We start from the raw sequence: 16,636 nt of genomic DNA on the forward strand, positions 1-16,636 counted from the left end.
ATGTTATGGATAGCACTAGCATTAATATGTTTAAGCGTTCTGTCAGGTGTTAAAGCTCTAAAGCATTTTGATTCGGCGTTCAGACCAAGTTCTGAAAAGTCTTCAAGTGCAATTGTGTACCGATTCTACTCAAAACTTACATTCACTTTATTTATTTCGGGAATAACGTTAGTAGCCATCAACTTTGTGGATATTCAGTACTGGTTAGTTGAAGTAAAGGTGAAAATTACGGAAATTATCAATTATGTCAATGTTCGCTTTCTGTCTGATGAAGCAGACGAAGGGAATGAGAAATTAACTTTATATGCCTTAGTCTTTATAGCAATAACAAGTCTATACGCGACTATTCAGTCCTACTTAAACAATAGAAGATTACTTAAGATTGAGAAGCGAATTCAGAACCTAAAATCAAAGTAAGCCTATTATCTAAGTAAAGATATGTCCGATAAACTTCCTTGAGCCGAATCGATAATGCAAATATTCGATGTTGATTTAATCGTGAGGAATACAAAATTGATCCATTCAAATGAGTTGATAGTTGATAACTTTGCTGGTGGTGGCGGTGCGAGTACCGGTAACTTGCAAATAATTAATATCCTGCATAATCAAATCACTTATTAAAAATAAGCTTTGGGAGTACTCTTATTGTTGAAATGCGAGTTTTTCTGGTAAGTGTGTTAAAATGAGCAATAGTATTAAGGAGATCGTGTATGAACTACTCAAACAGTGCTCAAGCACCTGAAAAGGAAAACAAAGACAACAAGAAGAGTATGGGACTTAAAGTTGGCATTGATAGCAACGGTCTTCCATATTTTGACTTGTCAGATAGAGAAACCGCGAGAAAATTCATTGCTCAAGCCGATGCATTTAGAGGTATTAAAATCACATAATGGGCGTCGTTTATATTGCATTTATACTCGCTACAGGTTTCGTCTTTTCTCAGTTACATTACCCACTTAAATATAGAATAAATAGAGCTGAAGGTTGGGTGGCATACTTCTTAACTGCAACAGTAGGCTTTTTTTTCTTTGCTTCATTATTCCCATTCTTACTATGGTTTGATATGCAAGGCTACGGCGTTGAAATAACAAAATTCTTGAATATTAAATGGCGACATATCAAAGAATGGGGATTTGAGGTTTATCAACTTAAACTGCTTTGCTGGTCTTTTCTATCGCTCTCGCTTTCTGTCTTTCTTGGTTGTCTTTCAACGTTAATACATATAATTTTCCCAAGTTTGGTTTCTTGGCAAACTAAGAGACTGCTAAAGTCAGATGCGTTAGATAGTGTCATTTATGAAAATATCATGCGTAATCAGAAAAAAAAGATGGGAGAAAATCTTTCATATCTTTCTATTAATTTAAAGTCAAGAAAGGTTTACGTAGGTGTTTGCAATTCAGTTTCATTCGAGCATGGGCATATTTCTATTATACGTCTCACCCCTGTTTTGAGTGGCTATAGAGATGCAGATAATTTGAAGTTAAATTTTACTACAAACTACTTCGACCATTACGAAAAAAACGAAGACATTAGCTCAACACCTGAAAAAGTCTTGGAAAAATTTAATATCACTTTATTCAAAGATGAAATTGAGTCAATAAGCCTGTTCGATCCTACATACTATAGTATGTTCAACCAACCGCAAAAATCGAAGGTTTCAAGCCTAAGATACTGCTAAAAACATCATTATAGCGTTGTGATTGAGCAGCGCTTAATTGAGCAATCGTAATTCCCTATAGTTATTCACCACCATAAAACTTAAAAACCATTTCTATTTTCTTTAGGCCAGAAGCGTCTAAAGTCACACCTTGCGTAAAATGAATATTTATTAATATATGTCCACACTTCGTTATATCGAATATTACTTTTCACTAAGTCATACCAAGGACAAAAAATGATTAATGATAAAGATCAAAAGACACTCATCAACAAGCCGAATCAGTTTTTCCTAGAGTGTTATGGGGTCGGTTGGCGAGCGAGAATTGAGAATGCAGGTCAGTCAATCATAGATTTTTATGAACGCAACGCTGGAAAAATAAATGCGAAAGTTGTAATCGTAAGAACAAAAGACGACGAACCTAATGCTGCGCTTGCACGAAATAGCGGTAAAAATACACTGTTTGTTTTTGCGGCAGAATATTGGGTGACTAGCTATTTTTCTGGCACAACCGAGCTTATATCGTTTTCTAAAGCCCTAGTTCAAAGAGCAAATAAGGTTAGTTAAATGAATGATCATCGAAGTTAGGCAAACTTTGATTTGTAAACAGGCTTAGATAGGCTATTTTCGGTCAGAAGTAATCACTCTTGCATAAAAGAAATATCAAGCATTATAGGTTTACATACTAAATTTAGGTAAACCTATATGCTGTTAAATCACGCGGTCTGCATCACATCCGATTCTCACAAAATTTACCAAGTTAGCAAGTTTAGCAATGATGAAAATTTTATTAAGTTAATGATCAGCAATAATGATCATGACTCAGATCTCTACGGTCGATTCTTTTTCATTAATACAGACGGCTCATTAGTCACTCAAGACGATAATTTTGCAATCAAGCACTTTGACTCTCTTCGCTTAGCTTTTGATTACATAGTAGATAATGGCGATGATTGCTGGGCCTTTATGCAGCCAGCTATCGTTGAGTTTTGTACTAAGAATGGTATTGATACAACGATTGTTAACGACGATAGTTCTATTAGTCTGCCAAGCGAACATGATTGATGATGATTACTACCGAACAAGATCAAAAAAGCCGAGCTTTATGCTCGGCTTTTTCATTATCTACCTATTCGGCAGTAGGTGTAGCTATTAAAATTTCACATTGTTTATCTGTTATCAGCTACCTATTCGGCAGTAAATATAACCATTTAAGATTAGACTAAATATCTGTTACTGCAAGGAAGTAAGAACGCGTGTAACAAAACGTATTGTTTTCTTTGGTTGCAATAAGCTGCTTTCAGCCTATGACCTGAGCCATAGCGTTTTACAGACAAAAACTGGAAGTCAGTTGGTGCGTACAACGCATTACAGCCTATATCTAAATAAGATGATATAGCATTTAACGCAAGAAGAGCTTCGCACTTCCATCAATATTGGACTTCCAGCCTATGACATGACATAGCATGAAGCGAGAAACACCAACCCTTGCTCAATGCGTTTAAATACCTTTCAGCCTATGCCCACGAAGGACATAGCAAATGGAACGTTCTCCAAATCATCGCTAACACAACGATGGAGTTTTCTCAGCCTATGCCCTTCATGACATAGCATGGTAACTTAACTCGACGGAGGCGGGTACACCGCAAGGTTCTCAGCCTATGTATAAAAAACACATAGCATGGTAACAAAATCAAGCGGTTATCCGTGAAGTGTCAGGTACTTTCAGCCTATGCCCTTCATGACATAGCATGGTAACTCAATAACACACTAGCTAACATAGAAGAAACTCAGCTTTCAGCCTATGCCCTTCATGACATAGCATGGTAACTCAGCCCAAAGACGTAATTATTTAAGTTAAATATACTTTCAGCCTATGCCCTTCATGACATAGCATGGTAACTCACATCGAAGACTGTTTAAACTTAAAGTTTGGGTTCTTTCAGCCTATGCCCTTCATGACATAGCATGGTAACCCTATTTAAAAACTATTGTTGAATAGCGGATTTTCCTTATTGATAAAGAGCAAAAGTTCGAAAATAGCTGGGCCACCCAAAAAACCGCTGTATTTTCGAAATCATCGGTGTTGGTAGTTTCTTTCCAGATAATGCTTAAACTCACGACGCGACTCTTTGTTATATTCGGCGTCGAGATACAGCAAATGCATATTTTCGCGAGCCGAGCGACGAACAAGCCGACCCAAGCCCTGCTTAAATTTTACATACGTTTTGTGTAGATATGACAACCACTGATATTTGGCTAACTCAGAGTTATCTGATCTAATAATATTTTCAAAGGGCGCTCGTGTAATAATTAGCGTTTGAATCAAATTATCTTCATTTGCAGGTACATCGCGGTCTGTGATATCTATTCCATGCCAAGCAGCACCGGTTGCGAGATAAATCGTCTTACCATTTTCTTTGTAGAGTTCGAGAAAGCTTTTTGCGTTGTTTTTAGCGCCGTTTGGTGTATCCCAAATTAGCGGGAACGCCCCGTTCGTTAATCGCTGAATTTCAAGGGCAATGGCTTCAATTTCCTCAAAACTATTACCAAGCACAAGTGCGCCACCACTTCTGTCTGCTAATTCATCAACAATAACCTTAGCCTTTTCAGCGTACTGAAAGTTATCGGTAAATTGATGATTTACGGTAAGCGTGACGTTCTTAAATAGCCAGTCGCTGTTTAAGCTTGCGTTCGTTACTAAACGATTCTTAGCAGCAGATGATTTGAGTCTCAATGCGCCAATACTATGTCGATAGTGTCCAGTTGAATCATTCAGTGTGCCACTGGTGTATGACACTGAGTGTGTCAGTTGATGTGTACTCGACAAGATCAACCATGTATTAAAACTATCGTGGTTGGAGTGAATAGATTTTCGTTTTTGTTTGCGGCTGGATGTAATAAATACGTCGTGATAGTCCTCAGAAAATGTGATCAATGATTCGATTGATTTCTTAATCCTGTTGAGTCTCAATTCATCAGTCGTTACTTGACCCGAGCCCTTACTTGTCCAGGAGCGCGAGTGTTTGAATAAATCAATAAAATCGATGAGTCGATATTTAATGGCGTCGCTTGCGGTATCTACAGGCATATCTGACAAGATCGACAAGGCTTTAATCATCGCTTTGGATTGCTGTTTTTGTTTACCCGTTAGCATTTTATCAACGGAAGACAAGCGTGATATTAGTAAATTCAGGCTCACTGAACTTGATAGTGACAGCTCGACATTGCTTTTATAGAGATGTGCCTCATCAATAAATAGAGCCATATTATAATTTGTCGTCAGGCTATAGGGTAGGCGACTTACGGCTTCGAACTTCGCTTCTCTTGATAGAGCAATGAGCAAATCGCAAAACCACTCATCATAGCTTGGCGCTATCAAGCCTCTCTGTTTCAATTTTTTGGTGTCATCTGTGTAGCTTTTATACGAGATCTTCTTACCTGTTTTCTCACTGTATTGAGCTATAACACCGTTTCTTTTGAACAGTAGCATTTGCAAATCCAAGGCAAGCATGGAATGAGTAGTGACTATGATCCCTGCTGGATTAAAAGACTCGATATAACGCTGGTACTCCTGAAGAGCAAGATCGTTATCGGGCGTAGAGTTATCACAACCAATTGCATATTTCAGTTGATCAACCGCATCGATGACGGCTTTGGGGAGCCTGCTTAATTCATAAGTGTTAGCTTTTTCTATTTCAGCGTTTATGAAAGCAAGCACATCGGTATCTTTCGGACTCTCTTCTAACGCTAGCTCAATAGCTGATGGCGATATGAACTCTCTTCTGGATTTAAGTTGTCGCACATCGACACCAAATGCTGTGGCTTCCTTGCTTATTTGCGTGATGAGCTTATTCGTGGGTACGGCAATAACAGCAGTATTCACCACACCTTTTTTCAGCAAATAAGAGGCGGCACAGAGTTTTGCTGCGGTTTTTCCGATTCCTGTTGAGGCTTCATGCAACGATACGCTTTTACTTGTGTGTTGCTCGACAAGATGGTGGATCAAGGTTTGTTGTTGATCCCGCACGTGCTTGCCAGCTGTTGAAAAAAACTGCTCAATAAACTCGTCTAAGTCACTCAGCGTTTCGTCGTTATCATGCTTATTGTCGATGACTGCTCTCACTAATCCACTCAGCACTTTCGATGGCTCGTTGTTCAGAGAATAGCCTTTTTCTTTAATGTGCTTTTTAAGCTTTGACTCAATAGTTGGGTAGAGATGAAACGTCGGCATAGCGTCGTTGGAACTCAAGATGCTCATCATCGGCGTAAGATTTAACTCTACAGCTTTACTGAGTAACTTATTGATCGTGGCGGATTTAGATTGTCCACTGCTTTGAGTGATTTCATCGAACACTGCCATTTCGTTTTCATCCATGATGAGTTTGAAAGCCATCCCATAAACCTTTTGAGCACATTTTGTAATTATGTTAACAATAGTTTAAAAAATGTAAAATATACACTGGTTTTTTCTGATAATCTGGGCTTTAATAAATTTTAAAGTTTAATGGATTTTCTTGATAAACGCGGTTAATCATACAGTTAAGGTGCGGAAAAAATGGATGGTTTAGAACTACAACTAAGGCCGAGCGTGCGGATACGGCTCGATTCAATCACGATGCGTTCGATGAAAGAGTTGGATATGATCAAGAGCTTCGTCATGGCGCACGAGAGTTTCCGCTCGCTTCTGTATATTTTCAATAAAAAAGCAGATGGTTCACCGCTTTGCCAAGACGATAAAATAAACGCATGTCGTTGGGGCCTTAAAGATGAGTCTCCTACTGTCACAATATGCCATCCCAAGGCGCTCTTGATGGCCAGCGAGATTCGTGATGCTTTTGCAACATTAGGAATTGATACATCTGTTCAGACCATGATCGGTAGAGTTGACGTCGAAAGTAGCAACATCTGTATTGCAAAGCTCGACAAACCTTTACTGTTTAAATCCAAGCAATTAAAGAAATGGACATCACTCGAAGAAAGCACTGAAAAAGTTAAATTTATCAATGATTTAGTTCGCCAGCACTTTAAAGATGAACTAACCGCCCAAGGGGCGCACGAAACCGTACTCGCAGAATGTGAACGCATAACGCTGGCAGGCAATACATCTGATATAGAAGCAATGTTATCTGAGGCCAACTTTTATATTTACACCACCAGCCAATCCAAATCAAAAGCCAATTTAAACAATCAAGGTGGGCGACGTTGGGGATTTAAAAACCTTACTGCCACTATTCCATTTGAGTTAGATATCAAAACGGCTCAGATTGGCTATTTCAAAAATGTCGGCTTCGGTCGTGTTTTCTTAAGAGGGTAAGAAATTTGATTTCACACGATTTATCCTCAAATATTGCCGTCAAAGCTGGCGGTGACGAAAACGTAGCACTGGCTCTAACCAATGACGGCAAGGCAGGTCACGGTATTGCGAAGAAAGCACACAGTGACATAGAGGCATCAGAATCAAATCCTTGCGAATGTTCGTACTGTGGACGTGTGCAAACTAACGGCTACATGCTCATAGAGAAGCCGAGTCCAAAATTTAACGATCATCTCAGTTTAAAAAACGACAAGAACCAATTCTGCGGCAATTGCTACGTGCTTACGCATTCCGCGTCAAAGTATTTGATGCCAAATAAAGTAGCCGTAGCAACAGAAGACGGTTTCTATAGCTTAAGCAAAGATGCTGAAGCGTATTTCTTCTGGCATAACCCTCCCAAAGCACCTTTCGTAGCTGTTCGATACACAGCAAAACAAGCTCACGTATACTGGCGTTCAAAACCGTCTTTCTCAGCCCAGTGTTTTTATTACACGTTCGATAAGCACGATTATTTAATTGTCAGAAAAAATGTTATGGCGGTTGTAGATAACGTTACATCGTTGAGAGCTAAAACATTTGCCTTTCTTCTTGCAGCTGCAGAAATACATTCTATTAGTGCTATGGGCATAACAGCTGAACGTCTTAAATTGCTTGCTAAAAACGAAGGCAGTGTGCTGGCGGGTAATTACAAACACGTTCGAGAATTGAAAGAAAAAGAAATGGGTCAGATTTCTGGTTGGGTTCAACAAAGTCTTGAAGCCATCGCTGCGCTCGAAGGAGATTTAAAAGAGTCAGCCATCCATTTACTCGATCAACTGCGTGACATGTCCTCGTATGTTTGCTCGCTCAACAACGGCGAGATTTGGTGGGTGTATCTACTCAACAAGATGCACACACTGGAAGTTCAAGGAAAGCTATCGAATGAAGTTGATGCCATTAACTACGAATCAATGCGAATTAATTTTTAAGGAAGAAGTCAAAATATGAACAGTCAAGATTTCCATCTAGTGATCCGCACTTTGTCTCCTGTCCATGTACCCGATGCATCGGTATCGACGCCAAGCGGTACAGCTACGCCAACAACACGTGCACTATATAAAGAAGGCAAAACGACTTATCGAGAAGTTGTTTTGCCTTCGAACGGTGCTCGTGGCCGTCTACGTCGTAAGCTGGCTGATCGCATTGCTTACGCGTTGGCTGATAAAGGTATTACACTGTCTGCTGATGCAGCTCGTGGATTTCTTAACGCTAAAGCCACCGGTGTTCCTGCTTCTGAAAGTGCCTCAATTTCGTTGATTAACGACGCATTGGAAAAACCGTTTTCTGGGCTACTAGGCGGCGGTAAATTTATGTTGAACTCTAAATTGTCGTTCGGTACCATCAACCTCGTCTGCGACCGACACATCGATAACGGTTATGTACCTGAATTCTTGTCAGATATTGCCGTTGATGTAAGCGCTCGAATTACTCAGAAATTCACCAAAATCTCAAAGGACTCGACGATAGATGGCTCTGTATTTGATGGCCTACCCAAAGTTGTCGACAACTATTACGCCAGTCTTGATGAGTGGCGTGCTTTGATTGCGTTAAACAAAGAAGAGCGAAATAGCTCAAAAGACGCTGAAGCTGATGCTGATCTAAAAGCCGCAAAAGAAAAGGCGTTAGAAGAACTCAAAGAAAAATTGGACACTGAACTCTTACCTCTAGCTCAAAGTAACATTGCTGACAAAGTGAAAAGCGGCAAGCTGAAGGTTGAAGGCGAGGCTCAAGAGTCGAAAGCCGTTAAAACTGAATTGAACAAACTGGTTAAAAAAGAATTAGCGGAACGTGAAAAACTCAGTAAAAAGCTGGATATTCAAAACATGATGGAAATTGAAACGCTGGCAACAGGCTTGCAGTTTCACTCTCTCATCACATACAAGGAGCGCGAGATGAATACCGCGCAACTTGGGTTACTGTTACTGGGCATTCAAGATGTTGCGAAAATGAACTTCGGCATTAACGGCGCGATTGGTCACGGTCGAGTGAGTTTCTCGATGTACGACGCTGATCACAATCTGATCATGGCTCAAGATGAAGAGACAGGCGCGTATGAGTTTAGCGGTAACGCCGCAACATGGATTGAAGAAGCGATGGCGCACCTAGAATCGCTTGATAAATCCGATGCAGATCTAATTGAGGCTATATATGGTAGCTAAAACCTATAAAGTCATAATAGAGTTGGGTGGCACTATGAGTAAGCCTGATCTCCCGATTCACCTTGACGGGCTTCTATCCTCTGCGAAAACCGCCGAGGATGGTGGTGACTGGACAAATCAACACGATCTGCCCATTGAAAGGTTTGAGGGAGAAAATGGTTGGTGCTTTAAAGCCAGCACACTGAGATTTAGTCCTGTTGCTCAAGAAGTCATTGCTAAAACCAATAAAATTGATGTCACGCACCTGGCTGAAATTGTTAAAAACGGTGTGACTAAAATCCCTAATAAAGTTTCAACAGCATCAGGTAAATACAAAGCAGATCTTTACTTTGATTCAGTCGTGCTGGTGGATGTTGTTGAAGCTTATGTTGTCACTGATTCTCCCGATCGTGTTCTTGAGTTACTAAAAACGCTGCGTTTTATCGGCGGAAACAAAGGACTTGGTTTGGGGCTTGTTAAATCAGTACAGCTTGCAGAAGCCTTGAAAGAAGAAGCGGATTACTGGCAACACCGGTTTCTTCCAAGCGAAATTGATGCAGATTGTCATGCCGTGGTTGGCCGCCTGCGCTCTCCTTATTGGAAACATGATGAGCAAGTGATTGTTTACAACAAGTCGTGGAATGTTGTGCCCTAACGATTCAATAAAGTTCATTACTCTCAAGACTGGTGGTATAACCGCCACCAGATTTCCTCCCCTTGCACTAAATTTGTTTTTAATAAAGCAAATCAGATAAGTAATTACTTGTCATGGCCTTAGTCGCAATAGTGTAAGTCGTTTAAGCCCTTAACCATTCCGCATTATTCTAAATAAATCGCTGCTAAATATATTGCTTGCTGTTTTCAAAACATCGATTACGATTTAAAAAAACGTACAAAATGATAAATATCAGCATCAATAACACAACTACAATTTCTGTTACAAATAATTATATTTGCCCTAAAGAAACACATGAGGAACATAAACCTTTAAGTGGTTTATTGAGGTTTGCACTTTTTGTGATAGAAATTGCTCTTTTGATTTTTAACTAATAGAGAATCTGAAAACAATGCCTATGACCACATGCAAACATTGTAATTCTAAAACCAACACAGCTGTTATTGACCATAACCAAGACGGTAAATGCTTAGTAGTTTTTGATGGCAAATCGCAATCTTACAAGAAAGGCTGTGGTTATAACTCTGCAGATAAGTTGGATCAGAAATTCGCGGACAAGATCATTAATTCGGCTTAGTGAGTGACATCGAAGTATGCAAGAAAATAGACATCCGTATACTTCATCAACGGTTGTTTTTTCTAAACCCTTATCTCTACTGTTGCAAATATCACTTCACATTCACAATAAGACCTCCTAACTACAACTGAAAAAGAGGCAATTAGAAATGAGAAGTACATCGAGTCCAATAGATAGAACACCTTGCCCTAAATGTAGCTATCCGCACGTACACAGCGCTCAGGAAGCAAAGTATCAATTAGCTGAAAAACTACCCGATTACACTGTGTTGGATATCAACCAATCGTTGCCGAGGGCTATCAATACGATGAAACGGTTCGTGAATTTTTAGGTGATGAAGAAAGTGCGGAAAAGTTTATAGATATGGTACGTAATTGGTCACTATCAGAACAGCTAGCTGTTATTTACCACGCCCAAAAATTTTGGTCAAAGGTCATAGATTAAATATTTAGCAGCAACATTTCCCTAATTTTTTAAACCTGCTTAATGAATGCAACTAGCTAAAATTAACGGTTCGAGAAAGGTAAAAGCAGCAAAGTCTAGTACACTTAAATACGTCACGAGATATTTAGGGTGCTTTTTATTAATGGGTCATGAAAAATATATACAAAAGATAGAAATATCAGCGCATACAGAGTTTGAATTTTGTAAAGAAGTAATACTAACGCAGGTTGGCCGACAAGCAATTGAAAGCGCTCTATGTGGTTTTAAAGTAAAATGGTTAGAAGACAGTGATATTTGGGCTTTAATAGAAAAAGATGAATATTATGACGTCCATATTGGTGATATGTATCTTGAGGACTATGATGACTTGCCAACAGAGGTATTCGAGCTTGTCGATAAGATCCTTAGCTACTCAGAGAACAACGATCCCCAATTACAGCTACAAGGCATTATTGATGATTCAAACTTTAAAATACACGAGTTTACCTTTGATTGCTGTTATCTGAACAACCAAGATTTAGTGATTGTTGAAACTACCCACAAAGCCTATCTTATGTTCCGCTCAAGCGCTGAGTCTATCCTGCAATATTCAGGCTTGTATATGGAATTTGAATCAGTAGAACTTGCTAGGCAGTACGTGTTTACTAAATATGACCCTCTCAATGAAAATGATTTTCATGTCCTATCAACGCTTTATCAAGAGATAGAAACTGACCAAATTAATAAGTTACTTGGCTGATACTGATAGCCTTAGCCCAATCCCCTACCTCAAAATTACCCACATCTATACTATATCCCTCCTAAAACTTGTAATTTCACGCCAGCCTTTAAACTGAACCAACTTAATTAATAAGAGGTTTAAGGAATATGGGTAAAGCCAATTTAGAGCAAGTTTTGCATTTCAGTTTAACTCAGAATTTAGTCGATGCCTTAATTGAGGATAAAGCACTTAATATAAATATTATTTTTAATAACAACCAAAATATAAAAGTCAAAGTAACAGCTTTTGAAGAAAAGTATCTTACTGAGTTTTCATCAACCAATGTAGCAATAACATTAGATTCTGAATGTGTCTGTAACCTTATTGATCAGATAATTGAGTTTATTGATGAGTGCGGATTACTGCATGAGTCGTACCATAAATTCTCTTGCAAAATAGCCGAGTATATTGCTGTGAGTACACATCATGACGGTATTGGGCTGTATCTAAACAAGGCTCAATTGCGTTTAATAAAACGTAGCGAACTGAACAAGCACTATAGCTTAGGGGCTGACACTACTACAAGCGCATTCCACGATGGGTTTAATGCTAATACTCATGTGGCTGCTATTTGGTCTAAAAGCGTCAGTAATTTCATTGCCGTAGAGATTTAGATCAATATTCCATGACCCTGACAGTTTTCCATTTAGGAAATTCTGCTTTAAATGATGTAATACATATAAAAGCCAATTCTTACTTACATTAAAATATCGAGGTTCAATACTATGCAAAATTCAACTAAAGTAATTATTTGTTTTGTCATGTTATTTTTAGCTGTTCTTTTACTCAGCTTAAAAACATCAATCCAAACTTATTTTGCATTACCCAGTGATTTATCTTTTGATATAGCAATATCCGTCAGCTTAATTATGCTCGGCTCAAGCATCGGTTATTTCATTTTAAGAGAAAAACCTATTTTTCTCATCTCTACAATACTTACACTTATTTGGGTATTTATCGTCCACCCTATCATTGAGCATAAGTTGCCAGAGATTTTCTTATCTAGCACCTACTGGGAGACGGCAATCGGTTCTTTCCTCTTCGTTTTTGGCTCATATTTTAGTTTATGTCGTGAATAAATATTTTCAATTTATTCAATTTAAAAGGTACCGACCCGAGTATTTTTTAACCATCCTGAATATAAACGCATATTAATGCATCTATAGTCACATTAAAAAGGCTTATCCAAATGAAGATAATTTTAATTCTAGCAATGCTGTTTACATCGACGTGTTATGCTCAAATCAACGTTGAGCATCCGTTTTCCGCTATTGTAACCGTAGCTAAGGTTGTCGATGGCGACACCGCCTTTGTTACGCTGTCACCGAAAGATTACTCATCATTCAAAACATCAGCAACATCACGAAAACAGGAAAAAGCGTTCAACGATAAATACTATAGTGTCAAAGTCCGTATTGCCGCGATCAATACACATGGAAAGCGTGCATAGCAATCCGAAATTAAATACCGAGGCAGGAGCAATAGCTTCAAAATGGGCTAAGAACCAATTTAATAAAAAAAAGGTTCGCCTCAAATGTTGGGATTTTGGGAAGTACGGGCGTCCTATTTGCAGTGTCGAACGTGTTGATGATGGCTATGACTGGGGATACGAAGCGATAAGAGCTGATCATTCAGATTACATTCAAACATGGGGGCAGCATCCGTACTTTCATAAACGGTACTTATCCGCTACGTTTTCGGGGAACTAAGGTTTCACAGATCGATTAAACCAACTCAACTAAGACTCAAAGACACATATACTGGTATTCGTCTAATGCCATCATTTACTCATCCACATACCTAATAACCTATAAAGTTGATTAATTTTAATGGGCTATTTGACACCCTTGCTAATTATCCAACTCCTTTACAGTTAATTAATACCGCTACAGGAGGGAAAATCGATGAAGAGTAATATCAAAACAAATAACGAAGCTAAAGAAAAAGGATTCGAGTATTTTTTAGAACGTGGACTTAGTTGCTCTGCTACTTTCTTAATTAGTATTTCTATCGGTGCACTAATAGGAGTTAGCCTAGTGCTCGGCTTTGATGTAATGCAAGATATCGCACATGAAATGGTTGATAGCGCAAAGAGCACATTCAATAATAACGAGGATTAAGTTAGCTTGGGTGTCCTATATTTTATTCACATGCTCTTCCGGATACCTTTTCGTTTTTACCATGATAAAATCACTTCATACATTACCTATATGAAGGATTTAAAAGGTGTTTAGATTGATAATGGCCTGCACACTCCTATTGCTCATCTTTGGTATGCCGTACTACGCATATCGCGCATATCAGACTAATCAAGAATGGGATAACGTGCCTGTTAAAGCTGTCGTGAACGCTGGTCGCTTAAATGTCAGTAGTTTTCCTGATTTGGACTTAGCAGATCGATGTGACGCTGTACAGAACGCTTTTGTTGACTATAAAAGCACAGAGAATAATATTTATATTCGCTGCAATAGCGTTAATTTGCTCTTTTTAGGTGATTTTTATTCTAAATTTCAAATTATCCGAATCGATAGAAGTGATAACGCTGCAAAATCAATAAGCTTTCTCTTCTAATTATTACTAGTGACAATTAGTATATAAATTAAGAAAACCACCAACATTTTACCGCTATACCGCAATACGCTGAACTTGTAATCCACATGATGTTTGGCGTTATCCCCTAGACTACCGTTGCTCTTTCCTTGAATCCTTTACCATGTTGATACACATTAAAAAGGAGTCTGCCATGATGTTCGCTCGTATCCCTTACCATTCAAAAGTGACTGATGTTGTCGTGATTTACGCCACCGCAACGAAAGCTTTTGCATGGGTGTTAGATCAATCCGCCGATGTACTAATACAAAGCACTGAACGTAAGATAATTTCCGCATCTCCAGCGTTTTTTCAACGTTATCAAGTCAGTTCGCCTATCCAATTTGAAAAACTGGAGCCATTTATCAAGATTGAAAAAGGCACAGTAGCGAGCTGTACAGTTGATGGCGAGACTATTAAAGGTTTAGTTACGGGTACGACTAAGAAAGGTATAGCGCTAATGACTGAACACAGTAAATATACACTACCTTTCTATTACTTACTCACGCCGATCAAGGCTCTTGAATTACCTGAGAGTCTTAAAGAGTGGTCGGCTATTAGCAATAGCTAGTACAACGAAATATCACGATGGCGGTTATTGCCAAAAGATCGATATTTATCGAAATAATAAGCACGTGATGGCATGGAAGGAAGATGCGTGGTCAGGAAGTCCAGAAATAACTGTGTTGAACAATGACGTTGATCATAAAGCCGATCTGATTGTTGCAATGCAGCAAGCACTGAAAGAAAACAATCTAGAAGACACCATGGGTATTTACTCCTCTATAGAGTGTATTCCACAGTTTCTATCCATTTCTAAATTTGTCAGCATCAAGGATTGGGCGAATGTTATATAAAGACGAACGGCCATCATCAAGATTTTGAAATAACTAACCTCTAGATGCAAAAAAAGCCAACAAAGTGTTGGCTTTTTTTACGGTCAATGGGGTTACCAAACCCCCGCTCACCACAAGCGTTTGAAGCAACCATCTTCAGGCACTGAATTGGTAAGGAAACTACACACTATAGTTTTACGTTTTTTTAAAAAAACCCAAGTCAGCCACGAACTCATCATATGACAAGATGTAAAGTCCTGCAATACAGTAAGTTAATTTAAGCGATCAAATTTCTGCTGCCAGTTTCAATTTTTTTCTTTAGCTACAAAAAAAACTGCAAATTTCGCTCTTCTCAAAAACATATACTGGCTCCAATGTTAATAAAATGGAATTTAATCGTTATGAATCCAGCCAAGATTTTACTCTTAACTGCATTAGCATTTGCATCGACCACCAGCGTTGCGGCCAAAGCACCAATCGGAGCTGACGACACGCTGGGTGATGAATGGGTGCAAAATGTATTAAAACAAATTAATAACGTGGAAGCTGAAAATAACAAGCTAAAAAAACTGCTTTTAGAAAGACAAACGGCAATCGCTTTTATCAAGCGAGAAGATCAATTTAAGTATTTTTCGGTTAAACCTGGCTCTTTAAGAAAGCAATTACCTGCCCTCATTCGACAGGCTGGATTTACTACAGTGCGTTGGAGTGACGATATTCCACAGTCGTGCGACTGGCAATTCGATAATAGTTTCAAAATTGATGTCACTAAGCCACATAGAGCGACGTTGCAATACTTCAAAGGCTTACCAATTACGCCTGTCCTCGTTAAACGAGACAACAGTATTAACATTGAACCGCTATCAGTATTACCGGAGTGTGCATAATGAAGTTTAACGTTATATCTATTGCAGTTTTATCCGTTTTATCACTGTCTGCGTGTCAATCAAATACGGTAAATTACAGTGCCCCGAAACAAGTCGTTAATAAAGATTATGTTAAGGCTAAGCCAGCTAAAGCAACTGACAATGCCGTTGTGGTAAGCAAGATCGAAAAGCCAGCAACAATCTTGGCAGAAATAAGTCAAAAAACGGATGTCAAATTAAAACCGATTGAAACTGTGAAGATCAGTGAGCCAGCCGTTGTTCTCAAACAGCCTATTGCAACAGCAAGTACCAATAAAAATAAACAACAACTCGTTAAACCTATTTCGCTCGTTAAGCCAGTCGAAAGCAGCACAAGACGCGATGTACTCAGTACGGCTTCTCGACTAAGTAAGCAGACAACAACACCTTTTCCATTTTTACGTGTAAACAAACTTGATTACCGTTTGTCGTTTAACAATGAAAGCAAAGAGTTTACGTTCAAGGTAACACCGACATCGTTGGAATCGAATCTAAGCAACCTATTGGCTAAAACAGCCAACACAACCTTGATCTTTAAACCGAGTTCTGGCCACGAATTTCCAAATGCCTTTTATATAAAAGGCAAAACAGTTTTGGAACTCTCCGATCAGCTTCTTCGTCCATTTGTCAGACCATCGACGCTACATGCTGAAGTCCATCCAAACAACCTAATTGTCGTTAATTACGAGGGCTCTTAA

18 protein-coding genes and 1 CRISPR repeat array are annotated in these 16,636 nt (G+C 38.9%); of the genes, 17 read left to right on the forward strand and 1 reads right to left on the reverse strand.

Features of this window, described 5'->3' with window-relative positions; translation table 11 throughout:
* The first annotated feature begins 710 nt into the window (after nucleotides 1-710).
* The 4 genes from C9J40_RS20140 (at nucleotide 711) to C9J40_RS20155 (ending at nucleotide 2,722) form a co-directional block, all read left to right on the forward strand.
* Entirely contained in the window at nucleotides 711-890 is a 180-nt protein-coding gene (locus tag C9J40_RS20140; RefSeq protein ID WP_107247824.1) for a hypothetical protein, read from the forward strand.
* A gap of 98 nt (nucleotides 891-988) precedes the next feature.
* Nucleotides 989-1,678 carry a hypothetical protein gene (locus C9J40_RS20145; protein ID WP_146144970.1) on the forward strand — a complete coding sequence of 230 codons (690 nt, stop codon included), beginning with the start codon at nucleotides 989-991 and terminating at the stop codon, nucleotides 1,676-1,678.
* A gap of 216 nt (nucleotides 1,679-1,894) precedes the next feature.
* The gene (locus tag C9J40_RS20150) at nucleotides 1,895-2,224 is read left to right on the forward strand and encodes a hypothetical protein (protein WP_107247826.1); all 330 of its coding nucleotides are present in this window, start codon (nucleotides 1,895-1,897) and stop codon (nucleotides 2,222-2,224) included.
* Between the two features lie 138 nt (nucleotides 2,225-2,362).
* Complete coding sequence (locus C9J40_RS20155) at nucleotides 2,363-2,722, forward strand: hypothetical protein (protein ID WP_107247827.1); 360 nt, start codon at nucleotides 2,363-2,365, stop codon at nucleotides 2,720-2,722.
* 521 nt (nucleotides 2,723-3,243) lie between these two features.
* Nucleotides 3,244-3,633: direct repeats of the CRISPR family, unit length 34 nt; unit sequence TCAGCCTATGCCCTTCATGACATAGCATGGTAAC.
* Nucleotides 3,634-3,734: 101 nt separating this feature from the next.
* On the opposite strand, the gene C9J40_RS20160 is transcribed toward C9J40_RS20155, so the two are convergent.
* Nucleotides 3,735-6,053 (reverse strand): helicase C-terminal domain-containing protein, encoded by a 2,319-nt coding sequence (locus C9J40_RS20160; protein WP_107247828.1) that lies wholly within the window; start codon nucleotides 6,051-6,053, stop codon nucleotides 3,735-3,737.
* A gap of 162 nt (nucleotides 6,054-6,215) precedes the next feature.
* Here C9J40_RS20160 and C9J40_RS20165 point away from each other — a divergent pair, with 162 nt between their 5' ends.
* The 13 genes from C9J40_RS20165 (at nucleotide 6,216) to C9J40_RS20240 (ending at nucleotide 16,636) form a co-directional block, all read left to right on the forward strand.
* A complete protein-coding gene (locus tag C9J40_RS20165; RefSeq protein ID WP_107247829.1) occupies nucleotides 6,216-6,974 on the forward strand; it encodes a hypothetical protein in 759 nt (252 codons plus the stop codon).
* 5 nt (nucleotides 6,975-6,979) lie between these two features.
* Nucleotides 6,980-7,942, forward strand: coding sequence for a hypothetical protein (locus C9J40_RS20170; RefSeq protein WP_107247830.1), 963 nt, complete (start codon nucleotides 6,980-6,982; stop codon nucleotides 7,940-7,942).
* A 15-nt stretch (nucleotides 7,943-7,957) separates the two neighbouring features.
* Nucleotides 7,958-9,172: a hypothetical protein gene (locus C9J40_RS20175; protein WP_107247831.1), complete on the forward strand. Its 1,215-nt coding sequence runs from the start codon at nucleotides 7,958-7,960 to the stop codon at nucleotides 9,170-9,172.
* A 34-nt stretch (nucleotides 9,173-9,206) separates the two neighbouring features.
* Nucleotides 9,207-9,806: a hypothetical protein gene (locus tag C9J40_RS20180; protein ID WP_146144971.1), complete on the forward strand. Its 600-nt coding sequence runs from the start codon at nucleotides 9,207-9,209 to the stop codon at nucleotides 9,804-9,806.
* Between the two features lie 1,184 nt (nucleotides 9,807-10,990).
* Nucleotides 10,991-11,587: a hypothetical protein gene (locus C9J40_RS20190; protein WP_107247834.1), complete on the forward strand. Its 597-nt coding sequence runs from the start codon at nucleotides 10,991-10,993 to the stop codon at nucleotides 11,585-11,587.
* 128 nt (nucleotides 11,588-11,715) lie between these two features.
* Nucleotides 11,716-12,222, forward strand: coding sequence for a hypothetical protein (locus C9J40_RS20195; protein WP_107247835.1), 507 nt, complete (start codon nucleotides 11,716-11,718; stop codon nucleotides 12,220-12,222).
* A 111-nt stretch (nucleotides 12,223-12,333) separates the two neighbouring features.
* Nucleotides 12,334-12,687 carry a hypothetical protein gene (locus tag C9J40_RS20200; protein ID WP_107247836.1) on the forward strand — a complete coding sequence of 118 codons (354 nt, stop codon included), beginning with the start codon at nucleotides 12,334-12,336 and terminating at the stop codon, nucleotides 12,685-12,687.
* A gap of 110 nt (nucleotides 12,688-12,797) precedes the next feature.
* A complete protein-coding gene (locus C9J40_RS20205) occupies nucleotides 12,798-13,058 on the forward strand; it encodes a hypothetical protein (RefSeq protein WP_107247837.1) in 261 nt (86 codons plus the stop codon).
* A 454-nt stretch (nucleotides 13,059-13,512) separates the two neighbouring features.
* On the forward strand, nucleotides 13,513-13,728 hold the full coding sequence (locus C9J40_RS20215; protein ID WP_107247839.1) for a hypothetical protein: 216 nt from the start codon (nucleotides 13,513-13,515) through the stop codon (nucleotides 13,726-13,728).
* A gap of 623 nt (nucleotides 13,729-14,351) precedes the next feature.
* A complete protein-coding gene (locus tag C9J40_RS20225; protein ID WP_107247841.1) occupies nucleotides 14,352-14,768 on the forward strand; it encodes a hypothetical protein in 417 nt (138 codons plus the stop codon).
* A gap of 67 nt (nucleotides 14,769-14,835) precedes the next feature.
* On the forward strand, nucleotides 14,836-15,054 hold the full coding sequence (locus tag C9J40_RS20230) for a hypothetical protein (protein ID WP_107247842.1): 219 nt from the start codon (nucleotides 14,836-14,838) through the stop codon (nucleotides 15,052-15,054).
* Between the two features lie 380 nt (nucleotides 15,055-15,434).
* Nucleotides 15,435-15,920: a hypothetical protein gene (locus C9J40_RS20235; RefSeq protein WP_107247843.1), complete on the forward strand. Its 486-nt coding sequence runs from the start codon at nucleotides 15,435-15,437 to the stop codon at nucleotides 15,918-15,920.
* Complete coding sequence (locus tag C9J40_RS20240; RefSeq protein ID WP_107247844.1) at nucleotides 15,920-16,636, forward strand: hypothetical protein; 717 nt, start codon at nucleotides 15,920-15,922, stop codon at nucleotides 16,634-16,636. Before C9J40_RS20235 ends, C9J40_RS20240 begins: the two co-directional genes overlap by 1 nt.

The organism is Photobacterium sp. GB-72, from assembly GCF_003026095.1.
Lineage (GTDB): Bacteria > Pseudomonadota > Gammaproteobacteria > Enterobacterales > Vibrionaceae > Photobacterium.